Source organism: Neorhizobium turbinariae (assembly GCF_023223505.1).
Taxonomy (GTDB): domain Bacteria; phylum Pseudomonadota; class Alphaproteobacteria; order Rhizobiales; family Rhizobiaceae; genus Neorhizobium; species Neorhizobium turbinariae.
This window is the reverse complement of sequence record NZ_JALPRY010000004.1, coordinates 158,327-181,045: the sequence shown is the minus strand read 5'-3', so window position 1 is coordinate 181,045 and position 22,719 is coordinate 158,327. Positions and strand designations below refer to the sequence as shown.

Here is a 22,719-nt window from a genome sequence, read left to right as displayed (position 1 = left end):
CGCCTCCTCCATCCGGAAAGATGGAGGAGGCGTTGTTTTTCCAGCAGAGCTGATCAGCGCGGCAGGACGGAGCTGCCCATCAGGGCTTCATCGATTGCGCGCGCAGCCTGGCGACCTTCGCGGATGGCCCAGACCACCAGCGACTGGCCGCGACGGACATCGCCCGCCGTCCAGAACTTGTCGACCGAGGTCTTGTAGTCGCGGTCGTTGGCAACGACGTTGGTCGAGCCGCGGCGGTCGACATTGAGCTGCAGCTTTCCGTCGAGTTCAGACAGGACGCCGTCCTTCAACGGGCCGGAGAAACCGATGGCGATGAAGGCGAGATCAGCCTTGATGATGAACTCGGTGCCGGCAATCGGATTGCGACGTTCATCGACTTCGCAGCAGCGCACGCCGGTCAACTGGCCGTCTTCCCCAACAAACTCCAGCGTCGCGACCTGGAACTCGCGGATGGCGCCTTCTGCCTGCGAGGACGAGGTACGCATCTTGGTGGCCCAGAATGGCCAGACGGCGAGCTTGTCTTCCTTTTCCGGCGGCTGCGGACGGATGTCGAGCTGGGTCACCTTCACCGCACCCTGGCGGAAGGCGGTGCCCACGCAGTCGGATGCGGTATCGCCACCACCAACGACCACCACATGCTTTGCGCCGGCGAGGATCGGATCGGCAGGCCATGCGACGCTGTCGATGTTTTCGCGGCCGATGCGGCGGTTCTGCTGCACGAGGTAAGGCATGGCGTCGTAAACGCCGTTCAGTTCCACGCCTGGAATGCCGGCCGGGCGCGGGGTTTCCGAGCCGCCGCAGTAAAGAACGGCATCATGCTCAGCAAGCAGCTGCTCGACAGGCACGTCGACGCCGATGTTGACGCCGGTGTGGAAGGTCACGCCTTCGCCCTTCATCTGCTCGACGCGCCGGTCGATGAAGTTCTTCTCCATCTTGAAGTCGGGGATGCCGTAGCGCAGCAGGCCACCGGCCTTCGACTCACGCTCGTAGACATGCACCTCGTGGCCTGCGCGGCCAAGCTGCTGGGCAGCCGCCATGCCGGCCGGGCCCGAACCGATAACGGCGACCTTGCGGCCGGTCTTCACGGTTGCGGGCTGCGGCGCGATGAAACCAAGCTCATAGGCCTTGTCGGCAATCGCCTGCTCGATCGTCTTGATCGTGACGGGCGCGTCCTCGAGGTTCAGCGTGCAGGCTTCCTCGCACGGCGCGGGGCAAACGCGGCCGGTGAATTCCGGGAAGTTATTGGTGGAATGGAGGTTGCGGATCGCCTCCTCCCACTTGTTGTTGTAGACGAGGTCGTTCCAGTCCGGGATCTGGTTGTGCACCGGACAGCCGGTCGGGCCATGGCAGTAGGGAATGCCACAATCCATGCAGCGTGCCGCCTGCTTGGTCACTTCGGCATCCGACATCGGAATGGTGAATTCGCGGAAGTGACGGATACGATCCGACGCAGGCTGATACTTCGCCACCTGCCGGTCGATTTCCATGAAACCAGTGACCTTACCCATGTTCGTCCCTTTTCATAGAAGGGTTCCCGTAGGACCCCAGTACCAGTAGGCGAACCCCAAGGTCGCCCCCAGCACGAAAAACTCAAATGCAGCGCCAGCGCCTGCCAGAAATGCGACCGCCGGAACGGCGATCGCGATGCCCACCGATATGAGCCGGTGGACGAGAGCCATCCGCGTTACTCTGCCGCGACGCCCATGCGCATGCGTTCCATCTCGACCAGCGCACGGCGATATTCCACCGGCATGACCTTGCGGAACTTCGGCCGGAACTCGCCCCAGCGATCAAGGATATCCTTGGCGCGGGTGGACCCGGTGTAGTGCATGTGGTTGGAGATCAGCTGGTACAGGCGCTCCTCGTCGTGGCGCGTCATGTCCTCGGAAACGTCGACGCGTCCCTTGTGCATGATGTCGCCGCCGCGGTGATGCAGCTTTTCCAGCATGTCGTCTTCTTCCGGAACCGGCTCGAGTTCGACCATGGCCATGTTGCAGCGCTTGGCGAAATCGCCCTGCTCGTCGAGCACGTAGGCGACACCGCCCGACATGCCCGCCGCGAAGTTGCGACCCGTGCCGCCCAGCACGACGACAATGCCGCCGGTCATGTATTCGCAGCCGTGGTCACCCACGCCTTCGACAACCGCGATGGCGCCGGAGTTGCGAACCGCAAAACGTTCGCCCGCCACACCGCGGAAATAGCACTCGCCGGTGATTGCGCCGTAAAGCACAGTGTTGCCGACGATGATCGACTGCTCGGCGACGATCTTCGAATTTTCCGGCGGCCGGACGATGATGCGTCCGCCCGAAAGGCCCTTGCCGACATAGTCGTTGCCATCGCCGACGAGATCGAAGGTGATGCCGCGTGCCAGGAAGGCGCCAAAGCTCTGGCCGGCCGTGCCGCGCAGGGTGACGTGGATCGTGTCATCCTTCAGGCCCTTGTGGCCCCAGCGCTTGGCAAGCGCACCGGAGAGCATCGCACCGGCAGAACGGTCGACGTTCTTGATCGGCACCTCGATGACAACCGGCTCCTTGCTTTCGAGCGAAGCTTGCGCCTTCTCGATCAGCTTGCGGTCGAGAATGTCATCGATCGGATGCTTCTGGCGTTCAGTCCAGTAGGTCGCTTCCTTCGGCGCTTCCACCTGGTGGAAGATCCGGGAGAAGTCGAGTCCCTTGGACTTCCAGTGGGCCAGCATCTCGTCCTTCTCGAGCAGTTCCGACATGCCGATGATATCGTCGAATTTGGTGAAGCCGAGCGACGCCAGGATCTCGCGCACTTCTTCGGCAACAAAGAAGAAGTAGTTGATGACATGTTCCGGCGTGCCCTTGAAGCGCTTGCGCAGAACCGGGTCCTGCGTCGCGACGCCAACGGGGCAGGTATTGAGGTGGCACTTGCGCATCATGATGCAGCCTGCCGCAATCACCGGTGCGGTCGCAAAACCGAACTCGTCTGCACCAAGCAGCGCGCCGATGATGACGTCGCGGCCGGTCTTCAGACCACCGTCGACCTGCAGCGCGATGCGCGAACGAAGGCCGTTCAGCACCAGCGTTTGCTGGGTTTCGGCAAGGCCGATTTCCCATGGGGAACCGGCATGCTTCAGCGAGGTGAGCGGCGAGGCGCCGGTGCCACCGTCGAAACCTGCAATGGTGATGTGGTCGGCACGTGCCTTGGCGACACCGGCGGCAACCGTGCCGACGCCCACTTCGGACACCAGCTTGACCGAGATATCCGAGGTCGGGTTGACGTTCTTCAGGTCGTAGATCAGCTGCGCCAGGTCTTCGATCGAATAGATGTCGTGGTGCGGCGGCGGCGAAATCAGGCCGACGCCCGGAGTCGAGTGACGGGTCTTGGCAACCGTCGCATCCACCTTGTGGCCGGGCAACTGGCCGCCCTCGCCGGGCTTGGCGCCCTGCGCCACCTTGATCTGCAGCATGTCGGCATTGACCAGGTATTCGGTCGTGACGCCGAAGCGGCCGGACGCGATCTGCTTGATCGCTGAACGCTCGGGGTTCCTCGAACCATCCGGCAGCGGCAGGTAACGATCGCTTTCCTCGCCGCCCTCACCTGTGTTCGACTTGCCGCCGATCCGGTTCATGGCGATCGCAAGCGTCGTATGCGCCTCGCGCGAAATGGAGCCGAAGGACATGGCGCCCGTGGAGAAGCGCTTGACGATATCCACCGCCGGCTCGACCGCTTCGAGCGGCACCGGCTTGCGGCCGAGCGTTTCCGCCGACTTGATCTTGAACAGGCCGCGAATGGTGTTCATCCGTACCGAAGTCTCGTTCACCATCTGGGCGAACTCACGGTAGCGATCCTGGCTGTTGCCGCGCACGGCATGCTGCAGGGTCGCCACGACGTCCGGCGTCCAGGCGTGGCTTTCACCGCGCATGCGGTAGGCATATTCGCCGCCGATATCGAGCGTCGACGCAAGAACCGGGTCCTTGCCGAAGGCCGCCTGGTGGCGGGCAACGGTTTCTTCCGCGATTTCCTTCAGGCCGATGCCTTCGATCGAGGTGGCTGTGCCGAAGAAATACTTGGCGACCAGCTCGGACGACAGGCCGACGGCGTCGAAGATCTGGCCGCCGCAATAGGACTGGTAGGTCGAGATGCCCATCTTGGACATGACCTTGAGGATGCCCTTGCCGACTGCCTTGATGTAGCGGGTGACGATTTCCTGCGCGTCCACCTCTTTCGGGAACTCGCCGCGCATATGCATGTCGGTGAGCGTGTCGAAGGCGAGGTAGGGGTTGATGGCCTCGGCGCCGAAGCCGGCGAGACAGCAGAAGTGATGGATTTCGCGCGGCTCGCCTGACTCAACGACAAGACCGACCGAGGTGCGCAGGCCCTTGCGGATCAGGTGGTGGTGCACGGCGGCCGTTGCGAGCAGCGCCGGGATGGCGATGCGGTCCGGACCGATCTGGCGATCAGAGAGCACGATGATGTTGTAGCCGCCCTTGACCGCCGCCTCGGCACGTTCGCACAGGCGATCGAGCATCTCCGGCATGCCTTCGGCGCCGCGCTCGATGTCATAGGTGAAGTCGAGCGTCTTGGTGTCGAAGCGGTCTTCCGTGTGGCCGATCGAGCGGATCTTTTCCAGATCACCGTTGGTGAGGATCGGCTGGCGCACTTCCAGGCGCTTGGCATTCGCCATGCCTTCGTGGTCGAGGATGTTCGGGCGCGGACCGATGAACGACACAAGGCTCATGACGAGCTCCTCGCGGATCGGGTCGATCGGCGGGTTCGTGACCTGCGCGAAGTTCTGCTTGAAATAGGTGTAGAGCAGCTTGGACTTCTTGGACATGGCCGAGATCGGCGTGTCGGTGCCCATGGAACCCACCGCTTCCTGCCCCGTCGTCGCCATCGGCGACATCAGGATCTTGGTGTCTTCCGAGGTGTAGCCGAAGGCCTGCTGGCGATCGAGCAGCGACACGTCGCGACGCAGCGCGCGCGGCTCTACCGGCTTCAGCTCTTCGAGGATCAGCTGGGTGCGATCGAGCCACTTCTCGTAAGGGTGCTTGGTGGCAAGCTCCGTCTTCAGCTCGTCGTCAGAGACGATCTGGCCCTTCTCCATGTCGATGAGCAGCATCTTGCCCGGCTGCAGGCGCCACTTCTTGACGATGCTTTCTTCCGGCACCGGCAGCGTGCCGGATTCGGATGCCAGGATCACCCGGTCGTCATCGGTGACGAGGTAACGTGCCGGACGCAGGCCGTTGCGGTCGAGCGTTGCGCCGATCTGCTTGCCGTCGGTGAAGCAGACGGCGGCCGGGCCATCCCACGGCTCCATAAGGGCCGCATGGTATTCGTAGAATGCCTTGCGCTCCTTCGGCATCGACTGGTTGCCGGCCCACGCTTCCGGGATCAGCATCATCATCGCATGCGCGAGGGAATAACCGCCGCGGGTCAGGAACTCGAGCGCGTTGTCGAAGCAGGCCGTGTCCGACTGGCCTTCGTAGGAGATCGGCCAAAGCTTGGAGATGTCGTCGCCGAACAGCGGTGACGAAACCGACGCCTGGCGCGCCGCCATCCAGTTGACGTTGGAGCGCAGCGTGTTGATTTCGCCGTTATGGGCGACCATGCGGTAGGGGTGCGCCAGCTTCCAGGACGGGAAGGTGTTGGTCGAGAAGCGCTGGTGAACGAGCGCCACCGCCGTCTCGAAGCGCGGGTCCGACAGGTCCTTGTAATAGGCGCCGACCTGGTAGGCCAGGAACATGCCCTTGTAGACGATCGTCGAGGACGACAGCGAAACCGGATAGAAGCCGGTTTCCTGGCCGCCGAACTGGTCGTAGATGCGGTTGGAAATCACCTTGCGGACGAGGAAGAGCTTGCGCTCGAAATCGGGGTTGGTCGCGGCATCGTGCCCGGCGCCGATGAAGACCTGCAGATGATAAGGCTCGGTCGCGGCGATTTCCGGCGCCTTGGAGAGCGACGAGTTGTCCACCGGAACTTCACGGAAGCCGAGGAACTGCTGCCCCTCCTCCGCGATCGTCTCGATGATGACCTTCTTGAAATGCTCGATCTGCTCGGCGTCGCGCGGCAGGAAGAAGTGACCGACAGCGTATTCGCCAGCCTTCGGCAGGGTGACGCCCTGCTTTGCCATCTCCTCGCGGAAGAAGCGGTCGGGGATCTGCACCAGGATGCCGGCGCCGTCGCCCATCAGCGGATCAGCGCCAACCGCGCCGCGATGGGTAAGGTTTTCCAGGATGAACAGCCCGTCCTTGACGATCTGATGCGACTTCTTGCCCTTCATGTGGGCGATGAAGCCGACGCCGCAGGCATCGTGTTCGTTGCGCGGATCGTAAAGGCCCTGCGCCGCCGGGATGCCGGAGGCCACGAAACGCTCCGCAGACGTCGAAGCCGTGCTTTTGCCTGTGGTGGCCTCGGCGCCTGCGCCGGTCACGTCGGAGAGCATCTTCGTCATCGTCATTCCTCCTGTTGGCCGCCTATGGCGGGCAAAGTGGCTTCAAAACATCTCGATAGAATGACATCGTCACGTTGGTCCGCCGCAGGAAGCGCCGCTGTTCGATCGAGCTTTCGGGTCGTCGCAACAGGGGTGGCAATGTGCTTCAACAGCCGCGGTTATGGCCTGCCAGTCCCTGAATTAGGACAGCATGTCTGACCTAATTCTTCATTTTCTATGGCACATATGCCGGGACTCCACAAGGGGCGACGCACATATTTCCGGGCAATCGACGCAATGTGATTACGGGCGACACACCGGCGGCGTAATTTTGTTGCTCACCTTGCGCATCGGCGCTTCTATCGTTTCGACAGATTAGGATCGTTCCCAATCGTGCAGCTTTGGCATTGCGAACATCGGCAAAAATCGTAAGCTCGCTTCCCGCAATCATCCTCCCCCCGCAAGGCCTCAATATGTTCTTCGCTTCCGATAACTGGGCAGGCGCCCATCCTGCCATCAATGACCGTCTGTCACGTGAGTCCACCCGGTTTGCCGCGGCTTACGGCAACAGCGAACTCGACAAGACCGTCGAAGCCCGCTTCAACGAAATCTTCGAACGCGACGTATCCGTCTTCTTCGTGTCCACGGGTACGGCCGCGAACTCGCTGTCGCTCGCCAGCATGGCCCGCACCGGTGGCGTCGTCTTTGCCCATTCCGAGGCGCATGTGATCGAAGATGAATGCGGCGCGCCGGATTTCTTCTCCGGCATGCGCATGGTGCCGGTGGAAGGCGCAGGCGGCAAGATCGACCCTGAAAAACTAAGCAGTCGCATTGCCGGTTACCCGCAGGACTCGCTGCATCACGGCCGCGCCGCCGCCCTCACCCTCACCCAGGCCACCGAGACCGGCACGGTCTACAGCCTTGACGAGATCGACGCCCTGACCGCCATCGCCCGCAAGAAAGGCCTACCGGTGCACATGGACGGCGCCCGCTTTGCCAATGCGCTCGTGGCGCTAGGCTGCTCGCCCGCCGAGATGACATGGAAGCGCGGCGTCGACGTGCTCTCCTTCGGCGGCACCAAGAACGGCTGCTGGTGTGCAGAAGCCATCGTCTTCTTCAACCAGGACCTTGCCCGCGACTTTGCCTTCATCCGCAAGCGTTCCGCACAGCTGTTTTCCAAGACACGCTTCATCTCGGCCCAGTTCGAAGCCTATCTCGAAGGTGATCGCTGGCTTGATCTGGCTCGGCACGCCAACACCATGGCCGACCGCCTGCGCGCCGGCATCCGCACCCAGAACAGCTCGCGGCTTGCGTGGGAAACGACATCGAACGAAGTCTTTGCGGTTTTGAGCAAGGCGGCTGCCACATCGGCCGAAAACAAGGGCGCCAAGTTCTATGGCTGGCCGGTTCCGTTGAACCAGCCGGACCTCGTTGGCAGCGACGAAACACTCGTCCGCCTCGTCACCTCGTTTGCGACGACGGAAGAAGACATCGACCAGTTCCTGGCGATCTGCAAGGCAGGCTGAAACACGCTCGAGCCACCTGCCGACTGACGCACCGGAACCCGGCCTAGCGCGCCGGGTCCTTATCCTGCGGTTTGGCCGCCGCGGCGTGCATGGCGGTCAGCACGGCCGAAGGCATGACATTGGCCGCCGCGACAATCAGCTTGTTGAGGATGCCGGGAACCACCTCCCGGTCGCCGTCCATCATCGCGTCGAAGCCAGCCTTGGCCACCTCAGCGGGATCCGGCTTGTGCACCTGGCCGACTACGGTATCGACCATGTCCGCCTTCTCATAGATTGGCGTATCGGTTGCGCCTGGGATGAGGCAGGTGACGCTGACGCCCGCACCGGCTAGCTCGCCGCGCAACGCCATTGCGAAGGAATAAAGGAAGGCCTTGCTGGCGCTATAGGCCGCGTGGAACGGCCCGGGAATCATGCTGACGATTGACCCGGTGATCATGATGCGCCCGTGACCGCGCGCGCGCATGTCCCGCCCGAGGATATGCAGAAGCGCAACCGTGCCGCGGATATTGGTATCGATGATGGCGAGCGCATCGACAAGCTCCTGGTCCAGGAAGGCGTGGCCGCGGTCAATCCCGGCATTGGCGATCAGCACATCCACCGGCTGGCCCTTGTCCTGCACGAAACGCACGAAGTCCTGCACGCCAGCGATCTCCGAAAGATCGACCTGCATGGCATCGACCAGCACGCCGGAGCGGCGCAAGTCACTCGCCACCTTGTCGATGTCCGGCTCATTGGCTGCGATGATGAGGTCGAAGCCCCGCGCGGCGGCGATCCGCGCCAGTTCCAGCCCGATCCCGGAAGACGCCCCTGTGATGACGGCCAGTTTACCTGAAGACATGGAATAGCTCCTCTTGCCATGGCGGGTCTCAAGCCTGCCTTGGGGCACGTCCCTTAGAAGATGTGTTTGTTGACCTGGTTTGTGATCAGCGGAATGGCTGCCGTGGTGGCGGTCGGCAACCGCAGCATCTGGATGATCTTTCCGATCGCGAACGTGATGCCGACGGTGGCGGCAATCTTGATCCACGGATGTGGATCTTCGGGCGGCTCGGCGGGAGCGGCATGGTCAAGTGTTTCGAGCCGTGCGGACAACCGGGCGACCTGGGCCCGCAGGTTCTTGACCTCCTGGAGAAGGGCAGTCTCGGCTTGCGCCTGTTTCAGATCCGCATTGCTCACGGCAAGCTCCCTGTTGTTTCGCCGCAGCCAGAACGCAAGGGCAAAGAAAAAGATGCGTGGGGGCAAATGTTTCCCCGGCATCTGTCGGAAATGTGGCCGCAACCCACCGGATCTGTTGCTGCACTGCGGTGGAATTGTTTGCATTCTGCTTCGCTTTGGTCGAAAGGGGAGCCACTGAATAAGGAATCCGTCATGAGCCGTTTTATGCCGGACCGCTTCACGGTCCTCCTCGTCCTTGCCGTCATCCTCGCATCGATCCTGCCGATCCAGGGCGTTTATGCGGAGTGGTTCGAGCTCGCGACCGACATCGCGATCGGTCTTCTGTTCTTCCTGCATGGTGCCCGCCTGTCGCGTGACACTGTGGTTGCCGGTGCGCTTCACTGGCGCCTGCACCTCACCATCCTGCTCACCACGTTTGCGATCTTCCCGATCCTCGGCCTGATGATCGGCTTCCTTCCCGAAGACATCCTGGCCGCACCGCTCTACACCGGCTTCCTGTTCCTCTGCGTCGTTCCGTCCACCGTCCAGTCGTCGATCGCTTTCACCTCCATGGCAGGCGGCAACGTACCGGCCGCCATCGTCGCGGCTTCCGGCTCCAACATCCTCGGCATGTTCCTGACGCCGCTGCTCGTCGGCGTGCTTCTGTCCACCACCGGCTCCTCCGGCTTCTCCTGGGATGCGCTGGAAAGCATCCTGCTGCAGCTCCTGCTGCCCTTCATCGTCGGCCAGATCCTGCAGCCATGGATCGGTGACTGGATCCGCTCCAAGAAGAAGCTGCTTGCCCCCGTCGACCGCGGTTCCATCCTGATGGTCGTCTATCTGGCGTTCTCCGAAGCCGTCATTGAAGGCCTGTGGCACACCTTCTCGTTCACCGACATCGCGGTCGTCATCATCGTTGATATCCTGCTGCTGATCGTCGTGCTCTGCATCACCATGTTCGGCAGTCGCCTGCTCGGCTTCAACAAGGAAGACGAGATCACCATCCTGTTCTGCGGCTCGAAGAAGTCGCTGGCGAGCGGCGTACCGATGGCAAACGCCATCTTCGCCAACCAGTCGTCTGCCGTTGGTGCCATCGTCCTGCCGCTGATGATCTTCCACCAGATCCAGCTGATGGCCTGCGCGGTGATTGCCCAGAAATACGCAAACCGCCTGAAGACGACGGACGCGCCCGCCCCGTCGGCGGCCGCCTGAGCACATACAAAAAACGCTCCTTCCCGGAGGAAGGAGCGTTCTTGCATGCGAGCCTTTGACTGGAGGTCTTGAAGGCTTAGTTGATCTGCTGCGGAGCCACCTGGGCTTCGATCGTCTTGGCTGCGACCGGTTCGGAAGCAATCGAGATACGACGCGGCTTCATGGCTTCCGGAATGTTCCGGACGAGGTCGATATGGAGCAGGCCGTTCTTCAACGAAGCGGACTGGACTTCAACATGATCGGCGAGCTGGAAGCGGCGCTCGAAGGCACGCTTGGCAATGCCGCGATACAGGAATTCGCTTTGTTCAGCGTTTTCTTCTTCGCTCTTCTCACCCTTGACCGTCAGCGCATGAGCCTGGGACTCGATCGAAAGTTCGCTTTCATCGAAGCCGGCAACGGCCATGGTGATGCGGTAGGTGTTATCGCCCGTCCGCTCGATATTGTAGGGCGGATAGCTGGGGGTCTGTTCAGCCGGTCCGCGGGAATCAAGCAGGTTGAAAAGGCGGTCGAAACCAACCGTGGAGCGATAGAGCGGGGTAAAATCGACGTGACGCATGGTGTCCTCTCTTTGAAGCGACGTTGCGATGATCTTGGGCCTTCAGCATCCCGTTCTGGCGATGCCGTAGCCGCTGCGCGGACCCTTTTCGGCGCCCGCAGGGTGAAGATGGGAATTCGATTTCGCGGCTTCAAGACCCCTTTTTCGCGAGAAGCGCGACCGCCATGAATGTCAGGTGAACACCCCGTTTTGCAGGGGTTCAGGCGCATGAGGCTAGACCAGCAGAACTGGAAGGCAGACTGCCTCTAACGACTGGAGCCCATTCGTCCCTTCGCTTCAGTCATGCTTGCCGGAACTCGCGCGGGCTCCCGTACCGCCGGTTCCGGCTTCTTTTTCCCGCACATCCCCTTGAACCGTTTCGCTCCAGGCCAACCTCTTGGGCCACAGAAACGCAAATCCCGCTTGACCTTCACAGCCGCTTGCTGTCGCTTGACACACATGAATACCACGCCCGCTGCATCGCCCGACATTCTCCACCTCACCGAAGGCAACCCTGCCCCGGAGAACTACACCTGCGGTTATTTCACCGGCCATCGCGGCGCGAGATTGCGCTACGGGCTGTTTCGCTCATCCGTCGTGCCGGCGGCGGGCACCGTCGTCATCATGCAGGGGCGCAACGAGTTCATTGAGAAGTATTTCGAAACGATCCGCGAGCTCAACGCCAAGGGGCTCTGGGTCGCGACCTTCGACCTGCGCGGCCAGGGTGGCTCCGACCGGCTGAGAAAGAACCCCAGGAAGGGGCACGTCCGGCGCTTCTCCGATTACGAGAAGGATCTCGAGCTCTTCCTCGAGCACATCGTGCTGCCGGATGCCCGACTGCCGTTCTTCCTGGTCGGCCATTCAACCGGCGCACTCGTCGCCCTGTCGGCTGCGCCGCGGCTGTCGAACCGCATCCACCGCATGGCGCTTGCCGCGCCCTATACCGCGCTCTCCGGCCAGGGAGTTCCGGAAGGGCTGATCCGCGCGCTCTCCACCGCCGCCTCCTGGACGGGGCTTGGCAGCCTGGCAATGGGCAAGGACCAGAACCACCGACCCTTCGAGGGCAATCCGATCACGTCGGATCGTGGTCGCTTCCGTCGCAACCTCGAGATCATCAACGCCCACCCGGAGCTGACGGTCGGGGCGCCGACGGCCCGCTGGCTGCACGAGACGTTCAAGGCGATGAAGCGCGTCAACAATCAGGCGCATCTGACCCAGATCACCATCCCGACGCTGATCCTCGCACCGGTGCTCGACCCGATCGTGCCCTATTGGGCGCAGGAGGAGCTGTCACGGAACTTCCGCGCCGGGCAGCTGGTGACGATCAACGGCGCACGCCACGAGCTTTTCCAGGAACGCGACATCTACCGGGCGCAGGCCATGGCCGCCATCGACGCCTTCATGCCCGGCCAGGACGGCGGCTTCGGCCTGTCGGAGACCGCGGCCTGAGTTTTATCGGCCGGCGAGCAGCGCCAGCGCCTGTTCGTGCACCGCCTTGCTGCCGGCAGCGATGATGTTGCCGCCTTTTTCCGGACGACCGCCGTCCCAGGTGGTGATGATGCCGCCCGCCTGCTCGATGATCGGGATCAGCGCACCAACGTCATAGGGCTTGAGGCTGTTTTCGACGACGAGGTCGATCTGGCCGGAGGCAAGCAGCACATAGGCATAACAATCGCAACCGTAACGGAACAGTTGGACCCGCTCCTCCACCGCACGATAGCGCTCAAGATCGGTTCCTGTGAAGATATGCGGAGAGGTGGTGAAGAGCGTCGCATTGCCAAGCTCGCCGCAGTCGCGCACCGAGATTACCCGCTCGCCATCTGGTCCGCAATAATGCGTCTGCGTCCCGTCGGCAAAATAACGCTCACCGATAAACGGCTGGTCCATCAGGCCCATGGCGGCGCGACCATTCGTCTGGAAGCCGATCAGCGTGCCCCAGACGGGAAGACCGGAGATGAAGGAGCGCGTGCCATCGATCGGGTCGATCACCCAGACGTGCTCGCGATCAAGCCCCACATTCTCATGCTCTTCGCCAAGAACCCCATGCTCCGGGAAATGCTCGGTAATGAGGGCGCGAATCGCCTTCTCCGCCGCCTGGTCGCCTTCCGTTACCGGATCAAAGCCGCCCGCCATCTTGTTGACCACCGAAAGCCCGGTGCGAAAGCGCGGCAGGGTCTCTGCCTTCGCCGCATCAGCCAGCCTGTAGAAGAAGTCACGATCCGGAAGCATGAAGAAAAATCCTTGTGGCGGGATCTCATCTCTAGCGTCTTGGGCGACGTCTGAAAACCCAGTCGGGACAAGCGCTTCACCGGCAAATGGCAGCATCCGGAAGAGCAAATTTAGCGTGCCCGAAAGTTAGGCATGAGAAATTCATGCTTGACGTTTGTGCATCGCAAACCTAGTCTCCCAAGCACAGTCTTTGACTGTGAATACCCTCCTTGGGTGTTTCCTCCCTAGACTTAGCCGCGCGGAAGCGCGGTTTTTTTTGCCTGCAGGGTGGGGAATCGCTCGGCGAGTTTATTCGGCGGCGAGTGCGCCGCTCTGGCCGGAAAAATCGGCAACGAACTCGGCCATCTGCCGCATGAAGACGGCAAGCGCCTCGGCGATCGCGGTGAATTCCGGCCGCTTCTCGAGGGTCACCTCATCCACGTAAAGCGAACGGTTGATCTCGATCTGCAGGGCATGCAGCCCGCGCACCGGGCGCCCGTAATGTTCGGTGATGAAGCCGCCGGCATAGGGCTTGTTGCGCACGGCGGCGAACCCAAGCCCATCAAGGATCTGCATTGCCGCCCGCGACAGCTCGGCCGAAGCACTCGTGCCGTAGCGATCGCCGATGATGAAGTCCGGCCGCGACTCAGGGCCGGAGACGCGGATGTTGCCCGGCATCGAATGGCAGTCGATCAGCACCGCAAGCCCGAACCGGGCATGGGTGCGGGCGATCAGTTTCCTCAGGCACGCATGGTAAGGTTTGTAGATTGCGTCGATACGGGACAGGCCCTCCGCCACCGGCAAGCGCCTGCGGTAGATCTCCATGTTCTCCGCCACGATGCGCGGAATGGTGCCAAGCCCGCCGGCAACCCGCATCGAGCCGATGTTGACGAAGGGCGGCAAGGGCCCGTCGAACATGCGCGGATCGAGCTCGTAGGGTTCGCGGTTCACATCGAGATACGCCCTGGGAAAGTGGGCCATGAGCAGCGGCGCACCGAGTTCCGTCGCTTCGGCAAACAGCTCGTCGACATAGTGGTCGGCGGAGCGGCGAATGGCGAGCGAATCGAGATTGCTTTCGGCGAGGAACGCGGGGGGATAAACGCGGCCGCTATGCGGGGAGTTGAAAACGAAGGGGATGGTCTGGGTGGCGGGCTCCCTTACTTCAAAATGTTCAAAATCACCCGCGCTGCAATCCATCCTGCCTTTACCATGTCGCGAACTTGTCCGGAGATCCATGTTGCCAGTTGCCCGGCGGGAAGTCCATACTATCTATACCCTACCAGATCCTCTCCCAGCCGCATTAAACGGATCTTTACCGTGCCTTGGCAGTGTGAGAGTTACGAAAAACATTAAAAAAGTTGCATTGGATGACGGTCCCGGAGATGATTCAGAAAATCCTTCTCGCCGAAGACGATAATGATATGCGCCGATTCCTCGTGAAGGCGCTGGAAAAGGCGGGCTACAAGGTGGCTTCCTTCGACAACGGTGCGAGCGCCTATGACCGCTTGCGCGAAGAGCCGTTTTCGCTGCTCCTGACCGACATCGTCATGCCTGAAATGGACGGCATCGAACTCGCACGCCGCGCCACCGAACTCGATCCGGACCTCAAGGTCATGTTCATCACCGGCTTTGCGGCTGTCGCGCTCAACTCTGATTCCAAGGCTCCCAAGGACGCCAAGGTTCTCTCCAAACCCTTCCACCTGCGCGATCTCGTGGACGAAGTGAACAAGCTCCTGGCGGCCTGAAGGCCGCCTTTGCCCTGATCTGCAAGGCTTTGAAAAAACCTTCGCATTTCATGGCAAAAACCAGTTGACGGCCCGGCCAGTATATGGTCTATGCGCCGCCATCGGATGGGCGTGTAGCTCAGCGGGAGAGCACTACGTTGACATCGTAGGGGTCACAAGTTCGATCCTTGTCACGCCCACCATCCTTATTCAGCTAAAGCCCTGTTAACGCAGGGTTTTTTGCTTTTTCAGGCTACTAAAGCCCCTCACCTACCCTCTTTTTGAGCCCCTTGATTTTATTATGAAACCCGACGCGCTCCCCTCACCTTTCAGCGGGTTCAAGCGTGTCCAGAGGTTCTTTCGGGCAAGCAGGCAGCAATGTGAGAGCGTGCCGCGTCTAGAGGCTTGGGTATTTACTACGGTGCCTCTCGAGCGCCTTGAAATCAGCAAGCCCCTTCCTCGTCAGGCTGATTTCGTCGTCCTTAAATTTGTCCCCGATGGAATTGGTGACCTCAACGTACCCGCGCTCCAACAGCTTGCTCTGCGTGTGCGGCCCGAAGCTTCGGATCGTGCACGAATACGTTCTGACCCCAACCCCTAGATCGATCAGCCGCTCCATCACGTACCGTTCGCGATGATCGAACGGCGGCTGGATGGGTTCGGGTGGAGCATCCTCTAAAACCGCGTCCCAGTGATTTGGCTCTGGAGCGGCGACCTTTGGCAGTTCATGAAAGGGAGTAACGCGGGTGATGACACCGTCGATCTCTCGCTCCACGACAACGCCGTGCTTTCTCGCAGCGGTGGCCATTCTCATGAGCTCGGCCTGGCTAATGATGGCTTTCTTGGTCACGTCTACTTAGAACCTAATACGTTGCGCGGTAACAGAGAGGATCGCCACTATCCTCATTCGACCTTTGGTGGCTTTCGCACCATCAGGTTTCCCTTTTCCGCCGTTTGCGCGGCAACGGCTCCGCCAGGATGTTGTCCCCAAACCTTCGCTTGGGCTCTTGGTCGCCATCAATCAACTGCACCATGCTTCTCCGCTCCGCCGCAGGTTCTACGTTCGGATCGAGTGAAAGCAGCCATTCGTCCAAACGTTGCCGGAGAAATCGCTCCCCCCTCGATGATGAGGTAAAGGAGATGGGTTTCAGTGGACAAACACTTGTGAAGACCTCGGGTGATAGCCCGCAGTAGGCCGCGGCCATCTTCTTGTTTAGCGCGGCAGGCCAGTAAGGCAGTCGCGGCGTCCCGTCAGAGGCGGATTTCTTCGAAAGGCTCATCAAGCTCTTCTCGTTTGTCGCCTCTGTCGGGCTTTATCCTGACAATCTTCCCGTCGATCTCGACTTCGACTATGACGCCTTCACGCTTAGCCAACGTCGCCATGCGTTTCATGTCGGCGTAGTTCAGAAAAGCGGGCTTGGTCACGTCTTCACTCACAGAGGTGGGGGATCGCGTCGAGACAGTAGCTCGTCGATCATGTTCCTGCCTTCGTCGGGAAGGTCGGAGAAGGCGGCGTCCAGTGCAATACGATCCCAAATGACCCGGCCGTCGATCCTCTTCGGCTTAGGCATCCGTCCGTCAGCCACCAGCTCAGCGAACTTGCTAGTGCCGACACCGACATAGCGAGCCGCCTCTTCGCGAGACATTCCTCTCGGTGGGTAAGATAATCCGTCTCCCGGGTGCTGTTTCACCATTGTTCAATTCCGTCGTCATCTTCGATCGGGCTCGGGTCCTGTTGACCTGGCGGGAGAACAACGACGGCGCCGTCCGGCTCAAGACGGATTGTCACCCCCTTCTCCCGAGCGAGGTCAGCAGCCTTTCTTACAGTAGCGTCTGACCAGCGGCGGTTACGTTTGCGATTCATCACATCCCCTCATCTGCGCTCTCCAAAATCCGTAGCGGCTGACCTCGCCTTCTTCAACAGCTAGAAGGAATGAGAATGGGTGGGATAGGCCCATTGACTCTTGTCGGACCCGTGGCAGGCTGCGGTGCTTGGATATCGAGGCTGGAGGAAACTCTGACCCAGAACGATGGGATCTGAAGGTGGAGCCGCTAGACAACCTCATCGCCGACTTGATCCGCGCTGCAAACGGCGTCCTCGGCCTGGGCGAGTTCGAGCGTGCGCGGCTGCTTGATCGGGCTTACCGAGGCATCCGTTACGCAAGGGAGGTTTTAGGGGTGCAGCAGGATAGCCTAGACCGCGATTCAGCCATTGATTTCTTGACCATGTCTAGGTCCGTGCAGATGTTCAGCGACAACGAGATCAAGGCTGCTCTATTGGAAGCGACGGGCATGATCCGCGATTTGCGTATGACGATCGAGGCGCGAGCAGAAGCGATCTTGAGGGAAGCGCTTAGGCCATGAACCGAGGAGTGGCGCACTGACACCTGGCTCGATGGTCCGGCCACGCTCGAGACGACAAGACCCTTGCAAAGGTAGATTAAATGGCGGCTGATCGTCCCCAAATTTACCACATATGAAAACTCCCACTCGACTTTAACGCGAGCAGCTGTTTACTTCTCCCGCACATCCAGGGGGAATCATGAAAATCCAAATAGCTACTATCGCTGCGCTTGCCGCGGCACTGTCGTCGTGCGGCTCTATCTCACGCGGCACGAGCGAAAACGTCGTCATCTCCGCGATGCCGACCGACGCCAAGGTGAGCACGTCGCTCGGACACTCCTGCCCCCAATCGCCTTGCACGATCAAGGTTGAGCGCAAGGCAGAGTTCACCGTATTCGCTGAGAAGGAAGGCTACAAGCCTGGCCGGCTCGATGTCAAAACCAAGATCAGCGACGGGGGAGCCGCAGGATTTGCAGGCAACGTTCTGGTCGGTGGCGTGATCGGCATGGGCGTCGACGCAGCGACTGGCGCGGCGCTCGACCACTACCCTAACCCAGCTTACGTCGTTCTGGAACCGATGGACCCAAAGAACCCAAAGACGCCAACGATGGCGCCTCCGGTGGTGGAACCCAAGAAGAAAACGACGACAGGTACGCCTTCGGCCTAACCGCCCACGGCCGGCCCGGTCTTAGATCGTTCGGCTCGCGCCGCCATGCGGGCCGAACATTTATTTGCAGCGTATGCGTCAGTTGAGCGGTGAAAGGGTTTCTGAGCCGCAACAAGTTACGGAGGAAGTCGAAATGGCAGAACCTTGGCGCGGTGACCTGTGGGGAGATAGCGAGAACATCATCGGCGGCGCGCGGCTGATGATCCTCGGCGAAAGCCACCACAGTGCAGAGCACGCTGTGGGATCCTACGTGCCGAACATGACGCAGGACGTCGTTCAGGCTTATCTGGAAGGCAAGCTTGGAAAAACGGGGAAGTTCTTTGCAAACGTCGAGCGGCTCGTCACCGGGAGCCGTGACAAGCCATTGACCAGAGAGCAGTCCGATGCGTTTTGGCGATCGGTCGTCTTCTACAACTACATCCCGGTAGTCGCCGCAAGTAAGCCCAACTCGCGCCCTCTCCCTGAGATGTGGGAGGGAGATACTCCGCGAATCTTCTTCGATGCGGTCAAACGGTCGGAAGCCGAGATCATCCTCGTCTGCGGCCGGGACTTGTGGCGGCGGAAGAAACACCATGTGACGATCCCAGCGGCGTATAATATCGCCGGCCGTTCGTTCGAGGCTCACGAGATCAACTGGAGTGATAACTACGGCGCCGTTGCGGCGCACATCCTCCATCCATCTGGTAGCCGAGGCTGGACGTTTGACGCCAACGTGCCTGTGGTGAATTACCTGTTCGATGAGCTCGGTCGGAGGCGGCAAGTACGGGGCGAGCCGACGCTGCCGGATTGGAAGTCGGCCCTGCGTTTATGATAGTGGGCTGGCGGCGCGAAGCCGCTAGGGCCTGACACCCCGTCCCGATTCATCTGAGGTTCATCCCGGCACCCGATACTGCCGGGATGATAGCAACTACCTACGATCCTAAACCACTCGCCCCGGCAGATCTCGCCATGATCCAGCGCGTTCTTGAGGCTGCTTGCCAACGCCGCGGCTTGTCTAAGGAAGGCAACGACGCCGCGCATATTGCCGCCGAGCTTGTCGAGCTTTACGCGCACGGCGTGCGAGGTGAGCAGGAGCTGAGCGCCCTCATCAGCTAGGTCTTTGAAAACAGAGGCGGGGAATCAGCAAGGTATCAACGTCCCGCCTGACACTGCATCTATGACATCTTCTTGCCTACATGCCACAGTACCACAGCCTCAACCCAGGGACGGGCTACGGCCGGCGCGCGAAAAAACGCAGCCGGTCGTTTTGTTTTGGAACGTTTGGCCGGGCTGCAGATTAGAACGATGTCGCGACGGCAATCGCCCCCGTCCCCCTCAGAATTCCTACCCCCGGAATTCATTGCCGTCGCGACGTTCTCACCCATGATTGAGCGTAAGCCGTGCGCATGCGCACGGATGGTCGGATACCCTATCGCCAGTCTCTGTCGCGTCGCCATTCGCGATGATCGCGCCAGTCTCTTCCGTCAAAGCGGTCTCGCTCCCGCCAGTGCCTCGGTGGTCCACGATGATCCCAATGATCTCGGCGATGATGACGGTAGACGTGCCTCGGTGGTGGGGGTGGCGCCCACCGGTTGGGCCGGCAATACCCCCGCGGCGAGAGATGGAAGCCTCGACCGCATGCCCAATCGACCGTCTGGATCAAAGACGACGATGGTGCTGATACACCGCCCGCAGGCATTGCGTTTGCAGTTCCGCCTGTCAATCCAGCAATCAAAAGGCCTGCTGCTAGAATCAAACCACGCATTCCTGTTTCCTCCAAACGTGATGGGTCGATCTAGCGCTTGGCCGCGTGAATGGCTGCTGAACGTTCAGTCGTCCAACTGATAGATCTCAGCGTTGTCCTGGACGTCTCTGAGCCCCTTGTACGAGGCATGCCGCAGCTTTCCGTCACCAGTCCAGGCACGATATTCGATCTCGGTGATCAGTGTCGGCTGCACCCAGACCGCTTTGCGGCTTCCGTCGTAGTCGACGGGAGGCTTCTTCGCCTTCCAACGCAGCTTGTCGAGCGTCACCTTCAAGTCACGCGCTTGATCGTGCTTAAAGCCTGTTCCAACGCTGCCAACATAGACGAGGTCGTCCCCGCTGTAGGCTGCAAGCAGCAGGCTGCCGATTGCGCCTGCCAATGCGGTTGATGGCTCGTAGCCGACAACGATGAAGCTGTCGCTCTGAATGCACTTGATCTTCAGCCAGTCGCCCTGCCTGCCAGACCTGTACGGGCGTCTCCTGTGCTTCGCGATGATGCCTTCGAGGCCTAGCTGGCAAGCATGCTGCAACAGTGCATCCGGATCGGCGTCGAACTCTTCCGAGAGACGGATCGCTCCGTCCTGCCCATCCAGCACCTCCTCCAGCAGTTCTCGGCGGTCCTCGTAGTCCAGCTTCCGTAGATCGTGACCATCCAGGTAGAGGAGGTCGAAGGCGTAGAGAATGGAGTCCCTCGACGGCAGCTTGCCGCCATTTCTGCCACTGGCTCCGAGCGACCTCTGGAGCAGGCCGAAGTCGGACCTCCCTTGCTCGTCCAGGATGACAGCCTCGCCATCGAGGATCATGGTCCGATCAAGCGCCTTGGCGGCTTCTGCTATGCCAGGAAAACGGTGCGTCCAATCCTTGCCGCCGCGCGTGATCACACGAACACCCGATGGTTCGACGTGAACGGCAAGGCGATAGCCGTCCCACTTGATCTCATACGACCAGTCGGGACCATGAGGCGGAGAAGCCCGCAGCGTTGCCAGGCAAGGCTCCACCCGTTCGGGCATCAGATCAAACGGAAGCTCGGGCTGCTTTGGGTCACGCCGCCGTACAGGCCTGCTCTGAAGCGGCAGATTGTCGTCAATCAGCAGTGGCTTGGAGCGCTTGCGAGGACGCTTTGTCATGCACCCATTGCAACAGCAAATCCTTAAAAAGATTTCCTGTTGACTCCGCCACAAACGAGAACATATTGAGAACACCAGTCGCCGCATGAGCAGCGGCTATCCACATATCATCCACAGCTTATGGACGCGCTTCGGCGCGAAGGAGAAGTCGTGCCTGAAGCATCTCTACAACAGAGCGAACCTGAACTGTCTGAGGTAGATGCGGTTCTCGCCTGGCATGGTGGTGATAGCCGCGCAGCCATTGCCACGCTTCTCGGAGACTGCCGTCACCTGCGGCAAGAGCTGGCACTGACGGAAGGGGCAAGCAGCCGTGGCTTCACGCGTGGATGGCGACCGAGCTACGAGCGCGAGTGATGTCCGGGAAGCAAGCGGCGACATTGTCCGAATACCAGGGCAAGAAGGTCACCGTCATCTGCGAAGAGTGTGAGGTTCTCCATCACTTCGATGGAGACGAACTCTTCGGCAAACACGGAGACGCGTCCATGCCGGAGTTGCTGGGCGAACTTGCTAAAGCCGTTGGCTGCGACCGACCGAAGAAGGGCTACTACAATCTTTGCCGTCTGTTCTATTACAGGCGCTTGGACGAATGGGTGCGGCAGCGTGGCTACATCAGCCGCGAGCAGCATGAAATCGAACTGGGGAAACGCCTTGCCGATCTGCGGGAGTGGGAAGTGCTGAAGGCCGTTTGCCAATGCGGCCGCCGCGCCAAGCTCAACAGGAAGGCGCTGGAGCGACAGGTCGGGACTAATGCTCGGATCAAGGACCTGGCGGCCAAGCTCCACTGTAAGGAATGTAAAAGATACGCTAGCGTGGTCGAGATTTCGTCATTGCCGAGGTGAAAGCATGTGCAATCTCTACAATGTCACAACCAACCAGGAGGCCCTGAGGGCGATCACCAAGGCCTTCGACAGGCTCGGCAACCTGCAGCCGTCGCTCGATGTTTATCCTGATCGGCCGGGGCCGGTCATCCGAAACACGCCGGACGGACGCGAAATGACGATGCTCACCTGGGGTATGCCGACCCCTCCCAGCATCCTGCAGGGCAAGCCGGACTGCGGCGTCACTAACATCCGCAACGCGACCTCGCCGCACTGGCGCCGGTGGCTAGGCCCGGCGAACCGCTGCCTCGTGCCCTGGACGACCTTCTGCGAATACGAGGACACCAAGCCGAGGAAGACGAAGCGCTGGTTTGCCATCGACGAGAGCAAGCCGATCGCCTTCTTTGCTGGGATATGGACGATCTGGAGCGGAACGCGAGGCTCCATGAAGACGCCTCGTGAGGGCGAGCATGAGGTCTACGGCTTCCTCACCTGTGAGCCAAACAGCGTAGTCAGTCCGATCCACCCGAAGGCAATGCCGGTGATCCTGACGAACGAGGAAGAGATGGACGTCTGGATGCGCGCACCATGGGACGAAGCCAAAGCTCTGCAGCGCCCTCTGCCGGATGACCGCCTGATCCTGCTCCCTGTGCAGGAAGCCCAGGGAGCGCTGATTTGAGCCTGAACCCTGAGAGCAGAACGAGCGACCCGGGCGCCGGCATCCATGAGAACCACTACTGCTCGATCGCGAGCTGCCGGAAGTGGGGCGGGCTTGGCTACAGCCGCGGGACCGGCGACAAAATGACATGGTGGTGCGCGAAGCATTACCCTCACTGGCCGGAGCATATCGCGGCGAAGTATGCCACCGAGCCGGCTGAATGATGCTCAGCACCCTCTTCGTGTGCGCTTCGCTGCTTGTTGTCGATGGGGATACCATCAAGTGCGACGGCCAGAACATGCGCCTCTTGGGCGGCGGAACGCCCTTCGTCTCCGGCATTGACACGCCAGAGATCGGCAGCCATGCAAAGTGCGAGAAGGAGCGGAAGCTCGCCCTGCTGGCAAAGCAGCGCCTGAGAAGCTTGATCGAGGGCAAGGCGATCAAGGTCGAAGCGAACGGTGTAGACCAGTTCAAGCGGCCGCTAGTGAACCTCTACCTGCCCGATGGGCAAGAGGTGGGCCAGATCCTGCTTAGGGAGGGGACGGCGCGAGAGTGGCGCCCGGGCAAAAAGAATGACTGGTGCCAAGTCGACACATAGCTTAGACGCAC

The 22,719-nt window shown here is 60.9% G+C and carries 26 protein-coding genes and 1 tRNA gene; 14 read left to right on the top strand and 13 right to left on the bottom strand.

Annotated features, from left to right (window positions below):
- Positions 1-53 precede the first annotated feature (53 nt).
- The gene (locus tag M0654_RS03955; protein ID WP_118850422.1) at positions 54-1,508 is read right to left on the bottom strand and encodes a glutamate synthase subunit beta; all 1,455 of its coding nucleotides are present in this window, start codon (positions 1,506-1,508) and stop codon (positions 54-56) included.
- 176 nt (positions 1,509-1,684) lie between these two features.
- Complete coding sequence (gene gltB, locus M0654_RS03950; protein WP_390919543.1) at positions 1,685-6,424, bottom strand: glutamate synthase large subunit; 4,740 nt, start codon at positions 6,422-6,424, stop codon at positions 1,685-1,687.
- Positions 6,425-6,870: 446 nt separating this feature from the next.
- Between gltB and M0654_RS03945 the strand changes: the two genes are divergently transcribed.
- Complete coding sequence (locus tag M0654_RS03945; RefSeq protein ID WP_248681936.1) at positions 6,871-7,923, top strand: threonine aldolase family protein; 1,053 nt, start codon at positions 6,871-6,873, stop codon at positions 7,921-7,923.
- Between the two features lie 43 nt (positions 7,924-7,966).
- Here the strand turns inward: M0654_RS03945 and M0654_RS03940 are convergent, their stop codons facing one another.
- Positions 7,967-8,761, bottom strand: a complete 795-nt coding sequence (locus tag M0654_RS03940; RefSeq protein ID WP_248681935.1) for an SDR family NAD(P)-dependent oxidoreductase — start codon at positions 8,759-8,761, stop codon at positions 7,967-7,969.
- A gap of 53 nt (positions 8,762-8,814) precedes the next feature.
- The gene (locus tag M0654_RS03935; protein ID WP_248681934.1) at positions 8,815-9,096 is read right to left on the bottom strand and encodes a hypothetical protein; all 282 of its coding nucleotides are present in this window, start codon (positions 9,094-9,096) and stop codon (positions 8,815-8,817) included.
- A 192-nt stretch (positions 9,097-9,288) separates the two neighbouring features.
- Here M0654_RS03935 and M0654_RS03930 point away from each other — a divergent pair, with 192 nt between their 5' ends.
- Entirely contained in the window at positions 9,289-10,287 is a 999-nt protein-coding gene (locus tag M0654_RS03930) for a bile acid:sodium symporter family protein (protein WP_118850427.1), read from the top strand.
- A 76-nt stretch (positions 10,288-10,363) separates the two neighbouring features.
- Here the strand turns inward: M0654_RS03930 and M0654_RS03925 are convergent, their stop codons facing one another.
- A complete protein-coding gene (locus tag M0654_RS03925) occupies positions 10,364-10,843 on the bottom strand; it encodes an Hsp20 family protein (RefSeq protein ID WP_118850428.1) in 480 nt (159 codons plus the stop codon).
- A 438-nt stretch (positions 10,844-11,281) separates the two neighbouring features.
- Between M0654_RS03925 and M0654_RS03920 the strand changes: the two genes are divergently transcribed.
- Positions 11,282-12,271 (top strand): alpha/beta fold hydrolase, encoded by a 990-nt coding sequence (locus M0654_RS03920; RefSeq protein WP_248681933.1) that lies wholly within the window; start codon positions 11,282-11,284, stop codon positions 12,269-12,271.
- Between the two features lie 3 nt (positions 12,272-12,274).
- On the opposite strand, the gene hisN is transcribed toward M0654_RS03920, so the two are convergent.
- Together hisN and M0654_RS03910 are read right to left on the bottom strand one after the other, a co-directional pair.
- Complete coding sequence (gene hisN / locus M0654_RS03915) at positions 12,275-13,051, bottom strand: histidinol-phosphatase (RefSeq protein WP_248681932.1); 777 nt, start codon at positions 13,049-13,051, stop codon at positions 12,275-12,277.
- A gap of 288 nt (positions 13,052-13,339) precedes the next feature.
- Complete coding sequence (locus M0654_RS03910; RefSeq protein ID WP_118850430.1) at positions 13,340-14,227, bottom strand: N-formylglutamate amidohydrolase; 888 nt, start codon at positions 14,225-14,227, stop codon at positions 13,340-13,342.
- A gap of 185 nt (positions 14,228-14,412) precedes the next feature.
- Here M0654_RS03910 and cpdR1 point away from each other — a divergent pair, with 185 nt between their 5' ends.
- Entirely contained in the window at positions 14,413-14,775 is a 363-nt protein-coding gene (gene cpdR1, locus M0654_RS03905; RefSeq protein ID WP_037077221.1) for a response regulator CpdR1, read from the top strand.
- A gap of 107 nt (positions 14,776-14,882) precedes the next feature.
- Positions 14,883-14,957, top strand: a tRNA-Val gene (locus M0654_RS03900).
- Between the two features lie 194 nt (positions 14,958-15,151).
- Here the strand turns inward: M0654_RS03900 and M0654_RS03895 are convergent.
- From M0654_RS03895 to M0654_RS03880, 4 genes are all read right to left on the bottom strand, one after another.
- Positions 15,152-15,604, bottom strand: coding sequence for a hypothetical protein (locus M0654_RS03895; RefSeq protein ID WP_248681931.1), 453 nt, complete (start codon positions 15,602-15,604; stop codon positions 15,152-15,154).
- An 82-nt stretch (positions 15,605-15,686) separates the two neighbouring features.
- A complete protein-coding gene (locus M0654_RS03890) occupies positions 15,687-16,034 on the bottom strand; it encodes a hypothetical protein (RefSeq protein WP_248681930.1) in 348 nt (115 codons plus the stop codon).
- Positions 16,006-16,179 (bottom strand): hypothetical protein, encoded by a 174-nt coding sequence (locus tag M0654_RS03885; RefSeq protein WP_248681929.1) that lies wholly within the window; start codon positions 16,177-16,179, stop codon positions 16,006-16,008. The genes M0654_RS03890 and M0654_RS03885 overlap by 29 nt, the downstream gene beginning before the upstream one ends.
- Positions 16,180-16,187: 8 nt before the next feature.
- A complete protein-coding gene (locus M0654_RS03880; RefSeq protein WP_248681928.1) occupies positions 16,188-16,448 on the bottom strand; it encodes a hypothetical protein in 261 nt (86 codons plus the stop codon).
- A gap of 298 nt (positions 16,449-16,746) precedes the next feature.
- Between M0654_RS03880 and M0654_RS03875 the strand changes: the two genes are divergently transcribed.
- From M0654_RS03875 to M0654_RS03860, 4 genes are all read left to right on the top strand, one after another.
- On the top strand, positions 16,747-17,118 hold the full coding sequence (locus tag M0654_RS03875) for a hypothetical protein (protein WP_248681927.1): 372 nt from the start codon (positions 16,747-16,749) through the stop codon (positions 17,116-17,118).
- A gap of 178 nt (positions 17,119-17,296) precedes the next feature.
- The gene (locus M0654_RS03870; RefSeq protein ID WP_248681926.1) at positions 17,297-17,764 is read left to right on the top strand and encodes a translation initiation factor 2; all 468 of its coding nucleotides are present in this window, start codon (positions 17,297-17,299) and stop codon (positions 17,762-17,764) included.
- A gap of 133 nt (positions 17,765-17,897) precedes the next feature.
- On the top strand, positions 17,898-18,575 hold the full coding sequence (locus M0654_RS03865) for a hypothetical protein (RefSeq protein WP_248681925.1): 678 nt from the start codon (positions 17,898-17,900) through the stop codon (positions 18,573-18,575).
- A gap of 86 nt (positions 18,576-18,661) precedes the next feature.
- Positions 18,662-18,859: a hypothetical protein gene (locus M0654_RS03860; protein ID WP_248681924.1), complete on the top strand. Its 198-nt coding sequence runs from the start codon at positions 18,662-18,664 to the stop codon at positions 18,857-18,859.
- 313 nt (positions 18,860-19,172) lie between these two features.
- Here the strand turns inward: M0654_RS03860 and M0654_RS03855 are convergent, their stop codons facing one another.
- Together M0654_RS03855 and ligD are read right to left on the bottom strand one after the other, a co-directional pair.
- The gene (locus M0654_RS03855; RefSeq protein ID WP_248681923.1) at positions 19,173-19,508 is read right to left on the bottom strand and encodes a GCG_CRPN prefix-to-repeats domain-containing protein; all 336 of its coding nucleotides are present in this window, start codon (positions 19,506-19,508) and stop codon (positions 19,173-19,175) included.
- Between the two features lie 64 nt (positions 19,509-19,572).
- Positions 19,573-20,634: a non-homologous end-joining DNA ligase gene (gene ligD, locus M0654_RS03850; RefSeq protein ID WP_248681922.1), complete on the bottom strand. Its 1,062-nt coding sequence runs from the start codon at positions 20,632-20,634 to the stop codon at positions 19,573-19,575.
- Between the two features lie 150 nt (positions 20,635-20,784).
- Here ligD and M0654_RS03845 point away from each other — a divergent pair, with 150 nt between their 5' ends.
- From M0654_RS03845 to M0654_RS03825, 5 genes are read left to right on the top strand one after another with little or no spacing between them, the layout of a single operon-like run.
- Positions 20,785-20,988: a hypothetical protein gene (locus M0654_RS03845; protein ID WP_390919536.1), complete on the top strand. Its 204-nt coding sequence runs from the start codon at positions 20,785-20,787 to the stop codon at positions 20,986-20,988.
- A 23-nt stretch (positions 20,989-21,011) separates the two neighbouring features.
- Positions 21,012-21,473, top strand: a complete 462-nt coding sequence (locus tag M0654_RS03840) for a hypothetical protein (RefSeq protein ID WP_248681920.1) — start codon at positions 21,012-21,014, stop codon at positions 21,471-21,473.
- Positions 21,474-21,477: 4 nt separating this feature from the next.
- Entirely contained in the window at positions 21,478-22,131 is a 654-nt protein-coding gene (locus M0654_RS03835) for an SOS response-associated peptidase (protein ID WP_248681919.1), read from the top strand.
- The gene (locus M0654_RS03830) at positions 22,128-22,334 is read left to right on the top strand and encodes a hypothetical protein (protein ID WP_248681918.1); all 207 of its coding nucleotides are present in this window, start codon (positions 22,128-22,130) and stop codon (positions 22,332-22,334) included. The genes M0654_RS03835 and M0654_RS03830 overlap by 4 nt, the downstream gene beginning before the upstream one ends.
- On the top strand, positions 22,334-22,708 hold the full coding sequence (locus M0654_RS03825) for a thermonuclease family protein (RefSeq protein WP_248682004.1): 375 nt from the start codon (positions 22,334-22,336) through the stop codon (positions 22,706-22,708). Before M0654_RS03830 ends, M0654_RS03825 begins: the two co-directional genes overlap by 1 nt.
- The last annotated feature ends 11 nt before the right edge of the window (positions 22,709-22,719 follow it).